We start from the raw sequence: 16,316 nt of genomic DNA on the forward strand, positions 1-16,316 counted from the left end.
AAGGATTCCGCCGGCTCAGTTCTGGGGCTGCACGGTCGTGCTGGGCGCTGTCGGCTGCCCGGAGGGAGTGTATTCACCCGGCTCGGCGGATTGGGCCGGGTCCGTCTCCGCAGACCCGGAACTCGAGTGCGGCGGTACCGGAATTCGGGTACTGCCCGGCTTGGTCGGCGCGGCCCCCGGAGTAGGACTGTCCGGTGTGGTCGTCTCGGGCGTAACCGGTTGCGGCGTGGTGGTTCCCAGCAGCGGGCCGAGCAGATGCGGCAGGTTGGGCAACGGGATCTGCGGCAGATTCGGATCCGGCCGCAGGACCGGCGCACTGGTCGTCGGCGTGATCGGCGGCACCTGATCGGCATGGGTGGTCGGCACCGAGCTGCCCGGCGATGTGCCGGGTGCCGAACTGCCGGGCTGGGTGGAGCTCGTCGGCGGACGCTCGGTCCGGCTCTGCCCGGTGCCGTCCGTCGATGTACCCGTGGGCATCGGGGACGACGTGGGCGACGTGGTCAGCTGAGTACCGGTCGTCCCCGCCGGGGTCACATCCTGGTGGGCCGTCGGCACGAGTTCCTTGACGCCGTAGCCGACCACGAGACCGACCACCACGACCGCACCGACGAGGGTGCCGATCAGTTTGGTGAAGGTTCCGGCCGATCCGTCGCTACCGAGCGCGATCGGGGAGAAGGTCGAGGGCTGGGCCGAATCGGCCACCAGCGCCGCGCCTTTCGCGGTCACCGCCTCCGGCTCCGGAACCGAGACCACCGGAATGTCGAGCAGTGCGTCGAGTCCCTCGACCAGCGAGGCGATATTGGCGCCGCCGCCGATGATCGCCACTGCCTCCGGGGATTTCGGCGCTCGTGCGAAGACCGCGCGGGCGTAGTCGGCCGCTTCGTGCAGCAGATCGGCGATCAGTTCACCGAAATCGGCGCGGGTCAGCTTCAGCGGCTGCCCGGCGACGTGATCGATGGTCACCGCCGGGGCGATGGACAGATGCTCCTTGGCGGCCCGGCTGCGGTTGATCAGCATGGTCCGGTTGGGCCGGGTGCCCCTGCGGGCGAAATGGCAGTCCAGCAGATGGTGATAGATCAGCTCGTCCACCGCGGCGCCACTGATCGTCTCGGTGCGCTCCGAACGCAGCACGGTGTCGTCGGCCAGATCGGCCACGGTGACCGTCGTACCGGAGGCGCCGAGGTCGATCACGGCCACCGTCTCGTAGCGGTCGAGGAGGCCGGTCTCGCGCAAATAGGTGAGTGCCGCAGTACTTTCGGGGATGAGCTGCACATCCCGGCGCTGCTTGCCGATCGCGGCGCGAATCGCCATCGCCTGCTCACGATCGCGGTAGGCGACCGCGATGGCCCCGGCCGGGACGGGCTGCGTCTGGGGCGCCGAGGCGCCGGGCGTGTGCGTGCCGACCCGGTGCAGGTAGTCGCGGGGCATCTGCGTGGTCATCAGCTCGATCGACGAGGCGACCAGATCACCCGGATCGGAATGTGCCACATCCGCCGACACGACGCGGTAGTCGAAGCTCTGGGCGCCGTTGGGCGTGGTGGTGACGACGGCCGAGCAGACGACCTCGTTCCCGGCGGAGATACCGAGGGATGTTCGCATGTTCACCTCCCTTCTCGAGCTGGTCGAGCGGACGGCCTTGGTGGAACCGACCATCTCGAACGGACATCACGGGCATCCGCTGTGCGGCGAATACTCCGCGCGCGGATCGGGGCGGGTCTTCCTCCGTCGGGGGCGGTCCGGTGAGGCGCCATTCCGTCAGGCTTTCGGTCCCATCAGGTGCGATCCGTTTTCAGGGTCGGGACCGGCCGTCGATCACGTGCGGTCTTGTTCTCGTCTCAGGTGTGCGCGAGGTTGTCGCGCGAATGGGTGAAGCAGTGGTACTCAACGGATCGCGTGACGGTTACGGCCGATGGACGCGCCGTAACGACACAACTGTCGTACGGCATGACCGATCACGGAACCGTCTTACATACTGTCACAATCCGTTATCCGAACGTTACAGATTTTTCGGAGCAATTGCCACGCCCTCGGGCGTGTCGCGATGTCAGCACTGCCCACCCTTGAGCGCTGGCACTCTCGTGTATAGAGTGCTAGTCGGCACTGGTTGTGCTCAGGTGCCAGCTCGACTTTGGGCAAGGGTCCCGGCACCCGCGACGACGGGGCTGTGCGCAGGGTCGGCACGGCGGTAGTGGTAAGGCTCCACGAACGCCGCAGCAACACCGTGACCAAACCGTGAGTCCGGGGAACAGCCCCGGACGACCGAATCCCCTGAAAGTGGAGGGCTCAACGTGGCGAGCGTGAACATCAAGCCGCTCGAGGACAAGATCCTCGTCCAGGCCAACGAGGCCGAGACGACGACCGCCTCCGGCCTGGTCATCCCCGACACGGCGAAGGAGAAGCCCCAGGAGGGCACCGTCGTCGCCGTAGGACCCGGCCGGTGGGACGAGGACGGCGAGAAGCGCATTCCGCTGGATGTCAAGGAAGGCGACGTCGTCATCTACAGCAAGTACGGCGGCACCGAGATCAAGTACAACGGCGAGGAGTACCTGATCCTGTCGGCGCGCGACCTGCTGGCCGTCGTCGACAAGTGATGACCGACCGATGACCCACGCGGCCGTCGCGATCCGGATCGCACCGTAACGATCACTGCCCCGGTGTCCCACGCATGGGCGCCGGGGCAGTGATCGTTGTGGCCGGGATCGTCCAGGTCGCTGCTCCAGGCCGCGGGTCGTCGCAGGCCCGTCCACCACTCCCACCCCAAGGACATCTCAACCATGGCAAAGCAGATCGAGTTCGACGAGAAGGCTCGTCGGGCAATGGAACGCGGCGTCGACAAGCTGGCCGACGCCGTCAAGGTCACCCTCGGCCCGCGCGGCCGGCACGTGGTGCTGGCCAAGGCGTTCGGCGGCCCCACCGTCACCAACGACGGCGTCACCATCGCGCGCGACATCGACCTCGAGGATCCGTTCGAGAACCTCGGCGCGCAGCTGGTCAAGAGCGTCGCCACCAAGACCAACGACGTCGCCGGCGACGGCACCACCACCGCCACCGTGCTGGCCCAGGCCCTCATCAAGGGCGGCCTCAAGAACCTCGCCGCCGGCGCCAACCCGATCGGCCTCGGCGCCGGCATGAGCAAGGCCGCCGACGTCGTGTCGGAGGCGCTGCTGGCCGCCGCGAAGCCGGTCTCCGGCGAGAAGGCCATCGCCCAGGTCGCCACCGTCTCCTCACGCGACGAGGAAATCGGCGAAATGGTCGGCAAGGCCCTGACCACCGTCGGCAAGGACGGCGTCGTCACCGTCGAGGAATCCTCCACGGTCAGCACCGACCTGGAGATCACCGAGGGCGTGCAGTTCGACAAGGGCTACCTGTCGGGCTACTTCGTCACCGACCCCGACAAGCAGGAAGCCGTCCTCGAGGACGTCCAGGTGCTGCTGCACCGGGAGAAGATCAGCTCGCTGCCCGACTTCCTGCCGCTGCTCGAAAAGATCGCCGAATCCGGCAAGCCGGTGCTGATCATCGCCGAGGACATCGAGGGCGAGGCGCTGTCCACCCTGGTCGTCAACGCCATCCGCAAGACCCTCAAGGTCGTCGCGGTCAAGGCGCCGTTCTTCGGTGACCGGCGCAAGGCGTTCCTCGACGACCTGGCCGTCGTCACCGGTGGCACCGTGATCAACCCCGACCTGGGCATCAGCCTGCGCGAGGCCGGTCTGGACCTGCTCGGCCACGCCCGCCGCGTGGTCGTCACCAAGGACGAGACCACCATCGTCGACGGCGCCGGCACCCAGGAGGCCATCGACGCCCGCGTCGCGCAGCTGCGCGGCGAGATCGAGGCCACCGACTCCGACTGGGACCGCGAGAAGCTGGAGGAGCGGCTGGCCAAGCTGTCCGGCGGCGTCGCGGTCATCAAGGTCGGTGCGGCCACCGAAACCGCGCTCAAGGAGCGCAAGTACCGGGTCGAGGACGCGGTCAGCGCGGCCAAGGCCGCGGTCGAGGAGGGCATCGTCGCCGGTGGCGGTACCGCGCTGGTGCAAGCGGCGACCAAGCTGATCGAACTGCGCGACTCGCTGACCGGTGACCAGGCCATCGGCGTCGAGGTCGTGCGGCAGGCGCTGCGGGCGCCGCTGTACTGGATCGCCACCAACGCCGGTATCGACGGCGCGGTCGTGGTCAGCAAGGTCAGCGAGGGCAAGGACGGCTTCAACGCCGCCACCCTGACCTACGGCGACCTGATCACCGACGGCGTCGTCGACCCGGTCAAGGTCACCCGCTCCGCGGTCCTCAACGCCACCTCCGTGGCGCGCATGGTGCTCACCACCGAGAGCGCCGTGGTCGACAAGCCGGCCGAGGACGAGGCCGACAACCACCACGGCCACGCGCACTGAGTTATCGAAGCGGGCGGCGGGGCTGTGTCGAATTCGCGGCTCCGCCGCGGTGGCCCCCTAGAGCTCGTCGATCGGCACCCGGTGCTTGCTCCTTCGTCGCGTACGCAACGGGCACCGATCGACGAGCCGGGCCGCAACCCGTTGGGGTTGGGTCGGGCCGCAACCCGGTGAGATCGGGTCGGGCCGCAACCCGGTGAGATCGGGTCGGGCCTGAGTCTCGGTGACGGGAGCCTTGTGACCGCAACGGCCCGTTCACGTTCGAAACGTGAACGGGCCGTTGCCGTTTTCGTGAGGGGGCTGCGAGCGGATACTCGCTGGAGCGTTTGCGCCTACCTCGAGGCTCGGTTGAGGCCGGAGCTCAGTTGAGAGAGGTGGGACCGGCTTCCTCACCGTTGCGGTGCGCGGGGGGACGAATGTGTCGTGCGGCGGGGGCGTGATCGTCGGCGATCGCGGCCAGGAGCCGGGTGCGGAGGGTGGCGGGTGGCTGGACGGCCGACGCCGAGGCGAACAGGGTAAGAGCTTCTCTGGTCAGTTGCACTTCCGTGTCGAAGTCCGCGCGCAGTACGGGGTCGCCGGAGTCGAACAGCTCCTGCACCGCGCGCTGGTCCTCGTCGCCGATCGATCCGAGCGCGACCGTATGCGCGAGATCGATCTGGCTCTCGTTCATCTCACGTCACTCCCAAACTCTTTTTCAGTCGTGTCAATCCGTCCCGAATCCGGGACTTGACGGTCGGTAACCCTACTCCGAGGTAGGCAGCCACCTCGGCATACGTCCGGCCGCCGAAATACGCCAGCGAGATGGCCTCGCGCTGGGTTTCGGTGAGGGTGGCGAGGCTCTCGCGTACGGCCTGCTGTTCGAGTCGGCGGCCGACTTCCTCGGTGACCTCGTCGAATTCGTGGCCGAGGGTCGCGGTGCCGTAGGTGACCTCACGCTGGGCGTGCGCCTGTTCGGCTCGGACGCGGTCGACGGCGCGCCGATGCGCGAGCGTCATCAGCCAGGTCACCGCCGAACCCTTGGCCGGGTCGAAATTGGCTGCGGTGCGCCAGATCTGGAGGTAGACCTCCTGGGTCGTCTCCTCCGCGTAACCGGAATCGTGGAGGACACGCAGCACCAGTCCGAATACCCGGGCGCACGTGCGGTCGTACAGCTCGGCGAATGCTTGCTGATCGGACCGGCCGCAGCGCACCAGAAGTGCCGCCAGCTCGATACTTTCGCTTGCGCGTGCCGTGATCGCAGAGTCCACACTCGGTGTGGCCACCCGACCGTCCCCGATGGATCCTTGGAACGAGTCGTCCTCTGCGGCCGGCGGCCGCGTTGTCACAACGCTCCATTCTGTGTCATCGGTCACTACCGTAGCGCGTCGCTATGACCTCCTTTCAGGTGGGGTGCGTCGGGCAACGCACCTGTGGCCCAGCGGATTTCGCGCGTAAGACGACACGCCGAGGAGTGTGCGGAGACACGCCGTGACACGCCGATGACTTTCGCGAAACGCTGGGGCTTGGGTGCGGCCGTTGGTCAACATGCGGCAGGCGAATCGGCGGTGGCCGAGAACCTGCGCCTGTACCGGTGTCGCCGGCCACGTTCAGTGGCCGGGTGTTTGCTAGGTATTCGGCGCCCCAGCTGGTTCGGATCGGTCGGGTGCGACCGAATTTCGCGAGCGCCGGTCAGACGGCCATCCGGCGGCGGTTGCGCCGGGCGTGGAGCTCGCGTTCGGTCTCCGACATGCCGCCCCAGATGCCGTACGGCTCACTGACCTTCAGGGCGTGGCTGCGGCACTGCATGAGCACCGGGCAGGTCCGGCAGATCTCCTTGGCGCGCAACTCCCGCTGGGTGCGCGCGCGGCCGCGCTCGCCGTCGGGATGGAAGAAGACGGAGGAGTCCACACCGCGGCACGAGCCGCGCATCTGCCAATCCCAGATGTCGGCGTTGGGACCGGGGAGGTGGGTGGGCATGGGCATGGTGAACTCCTCATGGTGCGAGCTCGTCGGCGTTGTCGAGCGGTGCTTGTCAGCAGCGGTCTGTCCGGACCCTGGGCGGGGGCGACAGTGACCTCGCCGAGATCGGGCTCGGACCGTATCGCCGATCTCCGGCGATCGCAGTACGCGGTCGCCGCAATTTCGCGCGGCGCCGACGACGGCGATGAAGTACGTTAGGTCGCGCAGTGAAATCACGTCAATAGATACGTCGACAGTGATCGCAATTCCGGCAGATCTCAGATTTAACCTACGCACTGTTTACTTTCCGGACCGGGAAAGCGATACTGACCGGTTGACTTGTTTCGCGAGTATTGCGACGTGTCCGTAGATTCCCGCGTTTTCCCAGTTCACAGGGTGTTTAGCAGAAGAAAAGATCTGTCGTACTTGCCAACGCTGGGGAGTGTGATATGTGATGTGGCACACTGGCCTCGTGCGCGCGGAAGAAGTCCGGATGGCCGCGTCGGGGCGCGCAGGTTAATAATCCGAAAAGCGTGCGAATTCTGCTTCGGTGCGCCGGCGGTTAGCTCGTTGCAGATTTACCTGATGGAAACACGGCGCCTCCGCTTTTCGCTGAAAAATAGCCCGTATGCGGTGCGGAGCGCGGGCCGCCTCCGGATAAGGTGCGCTGGTGTTGGATTTGTCCCCGGGAGTGCGCGGGTTGCTGGACCCCGGGCCCGCCGCCGTACTGGCCGACGCGGCGTTCGGCGGCCGCCCCGGCATCGCGCTCGCGGATCTGCCCGTCGCCGCCGATCCCGCCGGAACCCGGTTGCGGGCAATCGTCCTCGGTGGTCGGGGGTGGTATGCGGCCGCGCGCGCCGAATTGCTCCGGGCCGCCCGGTTGACCAGGGATCCGGTATTCCGCTCGCTCGTGGCCTCCACCGAGGCGTCGCTGCTCCGTCAACTCGGCTGGCACGCGCGCGCCGCGATCCTGGACGGACGGGCAGCGGCGCTGGTCGCGAACCTGCCGGTGGTGGGTGCCGCCGATCCGATGCGCGCTGCGGCGGTCTGCGACGCGCTGACCGGATTGGCCGCGGACGCACTCGGTACCGGGCAGCCGCAGGTGTCCGCGCGGTTGCTGCGGCGCTGTCGCGGCGAACTGGATCGCGCGCCCACGGACCTGCGGACACTGGTGCGCTGGCACTGGGTCAGCGCCGAAACCGCCCTCGCCGCACCCGGTCTGGGACTGGTCGCCGAGCCGGCGTCGACGCACGCCGAGGCGGCTGTCGCCGCGGCCGAGCGGATGGGATCGGTTCGGCATCAAGTGAAGTCGCGGCTACTGCTGGCCGCCGCGGCGGCGGCCGAGGGTGACATCGATCGCAGTCGCGCCGGTGCCGAGCTGGTCGATTCTCTCTGCGCCGCACATGGATTGCTGCCGCTGCGCTGGGCCGCCGCGATGTTGCGGTCGGGGGTGTGCGAGCCGGCCGAGGCCCGCCGCGCGGCAGCCGAAGCCGCTGTGTTCGCGAGCATTCTGGCTGGTCGGGGCGGTCGGCTGCGGATCGGGACGGAAATCGGGGAGCAGTGATCCCCCATGTTGTCCGACTCACATAGCTGAGCCGCTATTGTTGGTTTCGTTCCACCGACCGGTGGAAGCACCGGTCGAAATCCGGCCGTGCCACTTGTAACGCCAGGAATATCTCTGACGATGACGCACTCGGGCGTTGGACGCCGCCGTAGCTGCTGCAGCTCAGGGCGACCGTTCGGCTTTAGCCCAGGTACTGGAAATCATCCGCCCGCTGGTAGTTCGTTATTGCCGTGCGCGGATCGGTTCCGCGGAGCGTGGGCAGCTCTCCGCGGACGACGTGGCGCAGGAGGTCTGCTTGGCTGTGATGACCGCCCTGCCGCGTTACCAGGACCAGGGGCGGCCGTTCATGGCTTTCGTGTACGGAATCGCCTCGCACAAGGTCGCCGACGCACATCGCAACGCCGCCCGTAACAAGGCGGACGCGATGGCCGAAGTACCAGATGTCATATCCACCGACCAGGGGCCGGAGCAGCGCGCTCTCGAATCCGAAACGAGCCGGCAGATGAACAGTCTGCTGGCCACGCTACCGGAGAAGCATCGAGAGATCCTGATCCTGCGTTTGGTCATGGGTTTGTCAGCAGAAGAAACTGCTGTCGCCGTGGGCAGTACGGCGGGAGCTATACGAGTGGCTCAGCATCGGGCGCTCGCGAAACTCAAGTCACAAGTGGCGAGGGCAGGTGAAATGTATGGCTAGGGATGGCGAGCGCGGTCGGGGCGACTGGAAGGCGCGGCTTGGATCGCCGAACAGCGGTCCCTATGCCGAGGCATCCGGGGAGTCCGGTGACGCCGGGCCGGTGGATATCGCAGCGGTCCGACGCGACGATGCGCTGATCGACGCCATCGCAGGCGACGGTCCCGTAGCGACCGACAGTGCCGAGGAGTATCAACTCGCGAGCCTGCTCGCGAATTGGCGAGCCGATATCGTCGACACTCCGATGCCGGCCGGTCCCGATCTGGACGCCGTGGTAGCGGCCGTCAACCAGGAGATCGGAGCGCGGGAGGCGAGGGTCAACGCCCATCGCCGCGGCAGATTGCGATTGGTACGTCCGCTGATGGGCGCCGCGGCCGCGGTCGCGGTGATCGCCGGCGGGACGACGGCCTTCTCCTACGGCGCGCAGCCGGGTGATCCGTTGTGGCGGGTGAAGGAGGTCGTGTTCAGCCAGCAGGCGCAGACCACGATCGCCCAGCGCGCCGACGACGATATGACCAAGGCGCAGGCGCTGATCGACCAGGGACACCCCGAACAGGCCAAGGCACTGTTGGAGAGCGCTTCCACCAACACGACTCAGGTCGACGACAACTCGCGCAAGCAGGATCTGCAGGTGCGCTGGCAGCACATGCTGGATCAGCTGAAGACCACCGCACCCGAGGTGGCCGCCGCGCTGGAGTCGCTGGAGCCGAAGGCGAATACGACGCCGGCCACCCCGACAGTGGTCGCGCCGACGACGCCGGGACAGTCTGCCAATCCAGGGCAGCACGAGAGCACCGGCTCCAAGCCGAGCACCCCGGGCCCGGAGATCATGCGCAGCCAGACCGCGCCCGAAACCGGTGCGAGCGGTTCCGGACCGGGAACGCCGGGCACCGAGCCGGGAAGTGGTTCCAAGCCGCCGACGAACCAGCAGCAGCAACCGCCGACGACTGCCGAGCCGCCGACGAACCAGCCGCCGACTCAGCAGCAGCCGCCGACCAACGAACAGCCACCCACACACGAACAGCCGCCGACGAACCAGCCCACCGCCAATCCGCCGACCACCATCGGCGGAGGGGCGGTGGTCCCGCCGACGCAGCCGCAGCAGACGGTGGCCCCGGTCCATCCGTCGGTGCCCTCGGTGCCGACGGTGGTCGTGCCACCGGCCGGTGGGGGATTGCACCCCGGCATCAACTAGAACCACATATTCAATACGAGAACCGATCGCCGATCCCGGCGGTCGGATTCGTGTTTTTCAGGGGGAAGTGCGCGCGGTACGTCGCGGCGGAAGTGTGGAAATTCACACGCCGAAAGCGCGCGCGGCTGTGCCGAGCCGAGCGCTACGCGGCTGAGGGGTCAGGCGTCGAAACCGTCGAATCCGTCGCCGTGCAGGGCTTCGTTCATCGAGGCATCCGCATATCCGCGGCAGTAGTCCCACGTCACGTAGGCCTCCGGCGTCGGATCGTATGCGGGCTCGTGCGGGCGGACCGTGCCGTCGACCAGCAGTTGCAGCAGGTTGGCGCGCAGCATGTCCCAATCGTGGTAGTGGTCCTGCCGGCAATCCTCACAGCTCACCACGAGACCGCGGATGCCCCGGTGGGACAGCAGCGCCTCGTACACCGCGAGATCGGCGAGATCCTCTTCGACCGCTAGGCGCTCATGGGGGTCCAGCGGCTCCCCAGGCTCAATGGCATCGAGCGCGGCCGACGGGTCGGAGGGATCTCCGGCGAAGGGGTCCGGCGGCAGGCCAGGTGGTAGATGGTCACGCACAATCCCACGGTACGCAGAACCACCCCCTCCGCGCCAGCGCTGAAGGCATTTTGACGCGCTTGTTGCGCGGCTGTCACCCTCGTCCACCACTGTGTCGGAGGCGACGAGGTCGCCCCCACAGGCGGCCGATACCATGGATACACAGGCGCCGGGTCGCACGCTTCGGCTCCACCATCCATCAGCTGTTCTCGATCGGTACCGAGGTCCCGGAATGCCGGGCCGAAGTGCCGTATCGGTGCTTTCGAGGTCCAGGAGGGGTCGATCAGATGAGTAGTCCCGTGATGGGCGAACGAGCCGTCCGCCCGCATACGGGTGGTGACGATCCGAACAAGATCGCCATGCTCGGCCTCACGTTCGACGACGTGCTGTTGCTGCCGGCCGCTTCCGATCTGATCCCCAGCTCGGTCGAGACCTCCAGCCGGTTGACGCGCGAGATCACGCTGCGCACCCCGCTGGTGAGTTCGGCGATGGATACCGTCACCGAGGCGCGGATGGCGATCGCCATGGCCCGCGCCGGAGGTATGGGCGTCTTGCACCGCAATCTGTCGGCCGCCGATCAGGCCGCGCAGGTGGAGACAGTGAAGCGGTCCGAGGCCGGAATGGTCACCGATCCGGTCACCTGCCGCCCGACCGACACCCTCGCCGAGGTCGACGCGATGTGCGCGCGGTTCCGGATCTCGGGTCTGCCCGTGGTGGACGAGACCGGTGCGCTGGTCGGCATCATCACCAACCGGGACATGCGTTTCGAGGTCGACCAGAACCGCCGGGTCGCCGACGTGATGACCAAGGCGCCGCTGATCACCGCCCAGGAGGGCGTCACCGCCGAGGCCGCGCTGGGTCTGCTGCGCCGGCACAAGATCGAGAAGCTGCCGATCGTCGACGGCAACGGCCGCCTGCGCGGGCTGATCACCGTCAAGGACTTCGTCAAGACCGACCAGTACCCGAACGCGACCAAGGATCGCGACGGCCGCCTGCTGGTCGGCGCCGCGGTGGGTGTCGGCGAGGACTCCTGGTCGCGCGCGATGAGCCTGGCAGATGCCGGGGTCGACGTGCTGATCGTCGATACCGCGCACGGCCATCAGGCCCAGGTGCTGCAGATGGTCGCCAAGGTCAAGAACGAGGTCGGCGACCGGATCCAGGTTGTCGGCGGCAATATCGCCACCCGCGAGGGTGCGGCGGCGCTGGTCGAGGCCGGAGCCGACGCGGTCAAGGTGGGTGTCGGTCCCGGCTCGATCTGCACCACTCGCGTGGTCGCCGGCGTCGGCGCCCCGCAGATCACCGCGATTCTCGAGGCCGTGGCCGCGTGCCGCGCGGCCGACGTGCCGGTGATCGCCGACGGCGGTATCCAGTTCTCCGGTGACGTGGCCAAGGCCATCGCCGCCGGTGCGTCGACGGTCATGCTCGGCTCGCTGCTCGCCGGTACCGCCGAATCCCCGGGCGAACTGATCCTGGTGGGCGGCAAGCAGTTCAAGAGCTACCGCGGCATGGGTTCGCTGGGCGCCATGCAGGGACGCGGGCAGGGCAAGTCCTACTCCAAGGACCGCTACTTCCAGGACGACGTGCTGGCCGAGGACAAGCTGGTGCCCGAGGGCATCGAGGGGCGGGTGCCCTTCCGCGGTCCGGTGAATCAGGTCATCCACCAGTTGGTGGGCGGTCTGCGGGCGGCCATGGGCTACACCGGTTCCCAGTCGATCGCCGACCTGCAGCAGGCGCAGTTCGTGCAGATCACCGCGGCGGGTCTCAAGGAGAGCCACCCGCACGACATCACCATGACGGTCGAGGCACCGAACTACACCGGCCGCGGCAAGTAGGAGCCGGGGCGAGGGCGACGAGTCCTCGCCACGGCGACACGGTTGGCTCGCCGCTGTGTCGCGGGTGACGGAAATGCTTCCGGGACAAGGCATGTCATCGCGACGCGTCGGCCCAACGCGGTCCCGGGATACCGGTCGGTCGTGTCGATGTGTGACCGCGCCCGGCCCGTCCCGATGCTCACGGTCCGACACGGACCGCCCCCGGCGTATGGCGTACGCCGGGAGCTGGGAGGATGGACGCGCGTCGGCGTGAGATCGCCGCGACGTCGTGGCGCCGGCGCGCGAGTTCGTCGCACACACCGGCGTGGCAGAACACACTAAGGAGAGACATCAGTGCGGGACATGGTCGAGATCGGGATGGGTCGGACCGCCCGGCGTACCTATGAGCTGGACGATGTCGACATCGTCCCCTCGCGGCGCACCCGGTCGTCGAAGCAGGTGTCGCTGGCATGGCAGCTGGATGCCTACCGATTCGACATCCCCGTGGTCGCGCATCCGACCGATGCGCTGGTGTCGCCGGAATTCGCGATCGAATTGGGCCGCCTCGGCGGACTGGGCGTCATCAACGGCGAGGGACTGTGGGCCCGGCACGCCGATGTGAGCGCACGCATCGAGCAGTTGGTCGAGGTGGCCGAGCACAAGGGTCCCGAGGCCGCGGTCGAACTGCTGCAGGAACTGCACGCCGCGCCGATGCAGCCCGACCTGCTGGCCGCCGCGGTCGCGCAGGTGCGCGCCGCCGGAGTGACGGTCGCGGTGCGGGTGAGCCCCCAGAACGCGCGCGCCCTGACCCCGAGTCTGGTGCAGGCCGGGATCGACCTGCTGGTCGTCCACGGCACCATCATCTCCGCCGAACACGTCGGCGGCGCGAGCGCGGTGCCCGTCGAAGATGCCGGCTCGTCGGTGGAACCGCTGAACCTCAAGACCTTCATCGCCGAACTGGACGTGCCGGTCGTGGCCGGTGGCGTCAGCGATCACCGCACCGCCCTGCATCTGATGCGCACCGGCGCCGCCGGCGTGATCGTCGGTTACGGCTCGATGCCCGGCGCCACCACCACCGGTGAGGTGCTCGGTATCGGCGTCCCGATGGCGACCGCGATCGCCGATGCCGCCGCGGCCCGCCGCGACTACCTCGACGAGACCGGCGGGCGCTACGTCCACGTGATCGCGGACGGCGACATCGTCTCCTCCGGCCAGCTGGCCAAGGCCATCGCCTGTGGTGCCGACGCGGCGATGCTGGGTGTGCCGCTCGCGCTGGCCCAGGAGGCGCCCGGCCACGGCTGGTACTGGCCCTCGGCGGCCGCGCATCCGTCGGTCCCGCGCGGCGCGCTGCTGCAGTTCGCCGAGCCGGACGAGCAGCCGGCGCTGGAGAAGGTGCTGTACGGACCGTCCAGCGATCCGTGGGGCTCGGTGAATCTCGTTGGCGGCCTGCGTCGTTCGATGGCCAAGGCCGGATACTGCGATCTGAAGGAATTCCAGCGGGTCGGTCTCAGCGTGCGGGCCTGAGATCGCACGCCGCGGCCCGGCTCAGTTGAGCCGGGTCAGCACCTCCCCGCGCAGGAAGTCGCGAATCGCGGCGTTGACCTGCTCGGGGTGGGTCATGTTGACCGCCTGACGGGCGCCCTCGATTTCGCAGAATCGCGATCCGACCAGTCGCCGTGCCATCTCCAGCGCGTGCGCGCGCGGGATGCCGGCCCGCGTCGGGTGGATGACCAATGCGGGACAGGTGATTTCGCACAGCCGATCCAGGATCGAGTCGCGGGCCAGCAGACATCCGGCCGCGGCCTCGAGCTCGTGCGGATCGCGCGCCAGCCACCGCTTGGTCCACACCGCCCGGTACCAGGCGTCGTCTCCGATCAGCCAGTGCGCCATGTGCTCGGCGAGGGCGTGCCGGATATTCGGCTCCCGCCAGTGGTCCAGGAAGCGGCGCGAGGTCACGAGTTCCTGCGGGGTCGGGCTGTGCGCCTCGGTCGAGATCAAGATCAGCGCCTCCACCCGTTCGGGAGCGAGCAGGGCGGTGCGCATGGCGCTGAACCCGCCCTGTGAGGTGCCGCCGACCACCGCGCGTTCGACGCCGAGCTGATCCAGCACGGTCAGCGCGTCGCGGGCCGCCGTCCAATAGGTGAAGGGCAGCCCCTCGTCGCGGGTGCGGCCGTGTCCGCGCGCATCCCAGGTGACGATGCGGAACTCCGGTGCCAATGCGGCCGCCTGCGATGCGAACATCGTTCGATCCATGAAGAATTCGTGCCCCAGCAGTACCACCGGGCCACGGCCACCGGAATCCTCGTAATGGATTTCGGCATCGATCGCACGGGCGAATGGCACGAGCACGAGGATAGCCGTCGCCGAGTGCCGCTGCTCCGCCTTCGTGATCGCCGCGGAGGAAGGCGGGCATGGATATGTGCTGGCGGATAGGCCGTTTCGCAAGCCCGGCCGGCACCGGCCGATACGACCGGCATCGAACCGGTGGAGTGGGGGCGATCACGGCCTCGAGTCGCAGGCTCGCCCGCCCTCGAGGTGCGCCGATGCCCTCACTAAACTGTGCGGGTGGCAGAAACCCAGCGACCAGTTCTCGTCGTCGACTTCGGGGCGCAGTACGCGCAGTTGATCGCGCGGCGCGTGCGCGAATCCAGCGTCTACTCGGAGGTGGTACCGCATACCGCGACCGTGGAGGAGATCGCCGATCGGCAGCCGCTGGCGGTGATCCTGTCCGGCGGGCCGTCCAGCGTGTACGCCGAGGGCGCGCCGCAGCTCGATCCGCGGTTGTTCGATCTCGACATTCCGGTCTTCGGTATCTGCTACGGATTCCAGGCGATGGCGCAGGCGCTCGGCGGCACGGTCGCGCACACCGGCACCCGTGAGTACGGCCGCACCGAGCTGAACATCGACGGCGGCGTGCTGCACGGCGGACTGCCGACGGTGCAACCCGTGTGGATGAGCCACGGCGACGCGGTCACCGACGCGCCGGCCGGCTTCGAGGTCACGGGGACGACGGCCGGTGCGCCGGTCGCCGCCTTCGAAAATCGCGCCCGGCGGCTGGCCGGTGTGCAGTACCACCCGGAGGTTCTGCACTCGCCGCACGGCCAGCAGGTGCTGAGCCGGTTCCTGCACGAACTCGCCGGCATCCCCGCGTCCTGGACCCCGGCCAATATCGCCGATGCGCTGGTCGAGCAGGTGCGCGAGCAGATCGGCGACGGACACGCGATCTGCGGCCTTTCCGGTGGCGTGGATTCCGCGGTGGCGGCCGCGCTGGTGCAGCGGGCCATCGGAGACCGGCTGACCTGTGTCTTCGTCGACCACGGCCTGCTCCGGGCCGGGGAGCGCGAACAGGTTCAGCGCGACTTCGTCGCCGCCACCGGGGCCAAGCTGGTGACGGTCGACGCGGTGGAGAAGTTCCTCGGTGAGCTGAAAGGCGTCACCGATCCGGAGGAGAAGCGCAAGATCATCGGCCGGGAGTTCATCCGGTCCTTCGAGGATGCGGTCGCCGAGGTCGTGAAGTCCACCGGCACCGAGGACGGCGATGGCGGACCCGCGGTCGAATATCTGGTGCAGGGCACCCTGTACCCGGACGTGGTCGAATCCGGTGGCGGCTCCGGCACCGCCAACATCAAGAGCCACCACAACGTCGGCGGGCTGCCCGAGGATCTGGAATTCGAGCTGGTCGAACCGCTGCGGCTGCTGTTCAAGGACGAGGTGCGCGCGGTCGGCCGCGAGGTCGGGCTGCCCGAGGAAATCGTTGCGCGCCAGCCCTTCCCGGGGCCGGGCCTGGCGATCCGGATCATCGGCGAGGTCACGCCGGACCGGCTGGAAACCCTGCGGCAGGCCGACGCGATCGCCCGCGAGGAACTGACCGCCGCCGGTCTGGACGCGCAGATCTGGCAGTGCCCGGTGGTCCTGCTGGCCGATGTGCGCAGTGTCGGCGTGCAGGGCGACGGCCGCACCTACGGACATCCGATCGTGCTGCGGCCGGTGTCGAGTGAGGACGCCATGACCGCGGACTGGACCCGCCTGCCCTACGAGGTGCTCGAACGCATCTCCACCCGGATCACCAACGAGGTGGCCGAGGTCAATCGCGTGGTGCTCGATGTGACCAGCAAGCCGCCGGGCACCATCGAATGGGAATGAGCGGCTGTCGTTACGGATAGCGGAGAAGAGGCCTTCCAGCATCG

Annotated in this window: 14 protein-coding genes; 8 read left to right on the forward strand and 6 right to left on the reverse strand. The window is 68.2% G+C overall.

Annotated elements, in window-relative coordinates; genetic code table 11:
* Positions 1 to 15: 15 nt before the first annotated feature.
* Complete coding sequence (locus NN2_RS10570; protein WP_082856891.1) at positions 16 to 1,599, reverse strand: DUF7159 family protein; 1,584 nt, start codon at positions 1,597 to 1,599, stop codon at positions 16 to 18.
* Between the two features lie 689 nt (positions 1,600 to 2,288).
* Here NN2_RS10570 and groES point away from each other — a divergent pair.
* Both groES and groL read left to right on the forward strand, forming a co-directional pair.
* Complete coding sequence (groES, locus tag NN2_RS10575; RefSeq protein ID WP_030513506.1) at positions 2,289 to 2,591, forward strand: co-chaperone GroES; 303 nt, start codon at positions 2,289 to 2,291, stop codon at positions 2,589 to 2,591.
* Positions 2,592 to 2,774: 183 nt separating this feature from the next.
* Positions 2,775 to 4,382 (forward strand): chaperonin GroEL, encoded by a 1,608-nt coding sequence (gene groL, locus NN2_RS10580; protein WP_063012652.1) that lies wholly within the window; start codon positions 2,775 to 2,777, stop codon positions 4,380 to 4,382.
* A 358-nt stretch (positions 4,383 to 4,740) separates the two neighbouring features.
* Here groL and NN2_RS10585 read toward each other — a convergent pair whose 3' ends face one another.
* The 3 genes from NN2_RS10585 to NN2_RS10595 all read right to left on the reverse strand — a co-directional run bounded on the left by NN2_RS10585 (position 4,741) and on the right by NN2_RS10595 (position 6,341).
* A complete protein-coding gene (locus NN2_RS10585; RefSeq protein ID WP_227463192.1) occupies positions 4,741 to 5,049 on the reverse strand; it encodes an RskA family anti-sigma factor in 309 nt (102 codons plus the stop codon).
* 1 nt (position 5,050) lies between these two features.
* Positions 5,051 to 5,626, reverse strand: a complete 576-nt coding sequence (locus NN2_RS10590) for a sigma-70 family RNA polymerase sigma factor (protein ID WP_063012702.1) — start codon at positions 5,624 to 5,626, stop codon at positions 5,051 to 5,053.
* A 421-nt stretch (positions 5,627 to 6,047) separates the two neighbouring features.
* Positions 6,048 to 6,341, reverse strand: coding sequence for a WhiB family transcriptional regulator (locus tag NN2_RS10595; protein WP_030513510.1), 294 nt, complete (start codon positions 6,339 to 6,341; stop codon positions 6,048 to 6,050).
* A gap of 646 nt (positions 6,342 to 6,987) precedes the next feature.
* Here NN2_RS10595 and NN2_RS10600 point away from each other — a divergent pair.
* The 3 genes from NN2_RS10600 to NN2_RS10610 all read left to right on the forward strand — a co-directional run bounded on the left by NN2_RS10600 (position 6,988) and on the right by NN2_RS10610 (position 9,767).
* Complete coding sequence (locus tag NN2_RS10600; RefSeq protein WP_227463191.1) at positions 6,988 to 7,881, forward strand: hypothetical protein; 894 nt, start codon at positions 6,988 to 6,990, stop codon at positions 7,879 to 7,881.
* A gap of 136 nt (positions 7,882 to 8,017) precedes the next feature.
* Positions 8,018 to 8,575 carry a sigma-70 family RNA polymerase sigma factor gene (locus tag NN2_RS10605; RefSeq protein ID WP_063012657.1) on the forward strand — a complete coding sequence of 186 codons (558 nt, stop codon included), beginning with the start codon at positions 8,018 to 8,020 and terminating at the stop codon, positions 8,573 to 8,575.
* Positions 8,568 to 9,767, forward strand: a complete 1,200-nt coding sequence (locus NN2_RS10610; RefSeq protein ID WP_082856888.1) for an anti-sigma-D factor RsdA — start codon at positions 8,568 to 8,570, stop codon at positions 9,765 to 9,767. The genes NN2_RS10605 and NN2_RS10610 overlap by 8 nt, the downstream gene beginning before the upstream one ends.
* Before the next feature lie 158 nt (positions 9,768 to 9,925).
* Here NN2_RS10610 and NN2_RS10615 read toward each other — a convergent pair whose 3' ends face one another.
* On the reverse strand, positions 9,926 to 10,339 hold the full coding sequence (locus NN2_RS10615) for a DUF5319 domain-containing protein (protein ID WP_025347353.1): 414 nt from the start codon (positions 10,337 to 10,339) through the stop codon (positions 9,926 to 9,928).
* Between the two features lie 266 nt (positions 10,340 to 10,605).
* On the opposite strand from NN2_RS10615, the gene guaB reads away from it, so the two are divergent.
* Together guaB and NN2_RS10625 are read left to right on the forward strand one after the other, a co-directional pair.
* Positions 10,606 to 12,150: an IMP dehydrogenase gene (gene guaB, locus NN2_RS10620; protein WP_227463190.1), complete on the forward strand. Its 1,545-nt coding sequence runs from the start codon at positions 10,606 to 10,608 to the stop codon at positions 12,148 to 12,150.
* Positions 12,151 to 12,483: 333 nt separating this feature from the next.
* Positions 12,484 to 13,653, forward strand: coding sequence for a GuaB3 family IMP dehydrogenase-related protein (locus NN2_RS10625; RefSeq protein WP_063012661.1), 1,170 nt, complete (start codon positions 12,484 to 12,486; stop codon positions 13,651 to 13,653).
* Positions 13,654 to 13,674: 21 nt separating this feature from the next.
* Here the strand turns inward: NN2_RS10625 and NN2_RS10630 are convergent, their stop codons facing one another.
* On the reverse strand, positions 13,675 to 14,472 hold the full coding sequence (locus NN2_RS10630; RefSeq protein ID WP_030513516.1) for an alpha/beta fold hydrolase: 798 nt from the start codon (positions 14,470 to 14,472) through the stop codon (positions 13,675 to 13,677).
* 222 nt (positions 14,473 to 14,694) lie between these two features.
* Here NN2_RS10630 and guaA point away from each other — a divergent pair, with 222 nt between their 5' ends.
* Positions 14,695 to 16,272, forward strand: coding sequence for a glutamine-hydrolyzing GMP synthase (gene guaA / locus NN2_RS10635; RefSeq protein WP_030513517.1), 1,578 nt, complete (start codon positions 14,695 to 14,697; stop codon positions 16,270 to 16,272).
* Positions 16,273 to 16,316: the final 44 nt, after the last annotated feature.

Origin of the sequence: Nocardia nova NBRC 15556 (assembly GCF_001613005.1) — a bacterium.
GTDB classification, from domain to species: Bacteria; Actinomycetota; Actinomycetes; order Mycobacteriales; family Mycobacteriaceae; genus Nocardia; species Nocardia nova.

Excerpts from the sequence above, each read along its gene's own strand:
- NN2_RS10570 (WP_082856891.1), bottom strand. The coding sequence starts at position 1,599 with ATGCGAACATCCCTCGGTATCTCCGCCGGGAACGAGGTCGTCTGCTCG.
- groL (WP_063012652.1), top strand. The coding sequence starts at position 2,775 with ATGGCAAAGCAGATCGAGTTCGACGAGAAGGCTCGTCGGGCAATGGAA.
- NN2_RS10585 (WP_227463192.1), bottom strand. The coding sequence starts at position 5,049 with ATGAACGAGAGCCAGATCGATCTCGCGCATACGGTCGCGCTCGGATCG.
- NN2_RS10595 (WP_030513510.1), bottom strand. The coding sequence starts at position 6,341 with ATGCCCATGCCCACCCACCTCCCCGGTCCCAACGCCGACATCTGGGAT.
- NN2_RS10610 (WP_082856888.1), top strand. The coding sequence starts at position 8,568 with ATGGCTAGGGATGGCGAGCGCGGTCGGGGCGACTGGAAGGCGCGGCTT.
- guaB (WP_227463190.1), top strand. The coding sequence starts at position 10,606 with ATGAGTAGTCCCGTGATGGGCGAACGAGCCGTCCGCCCGCATACGGGT.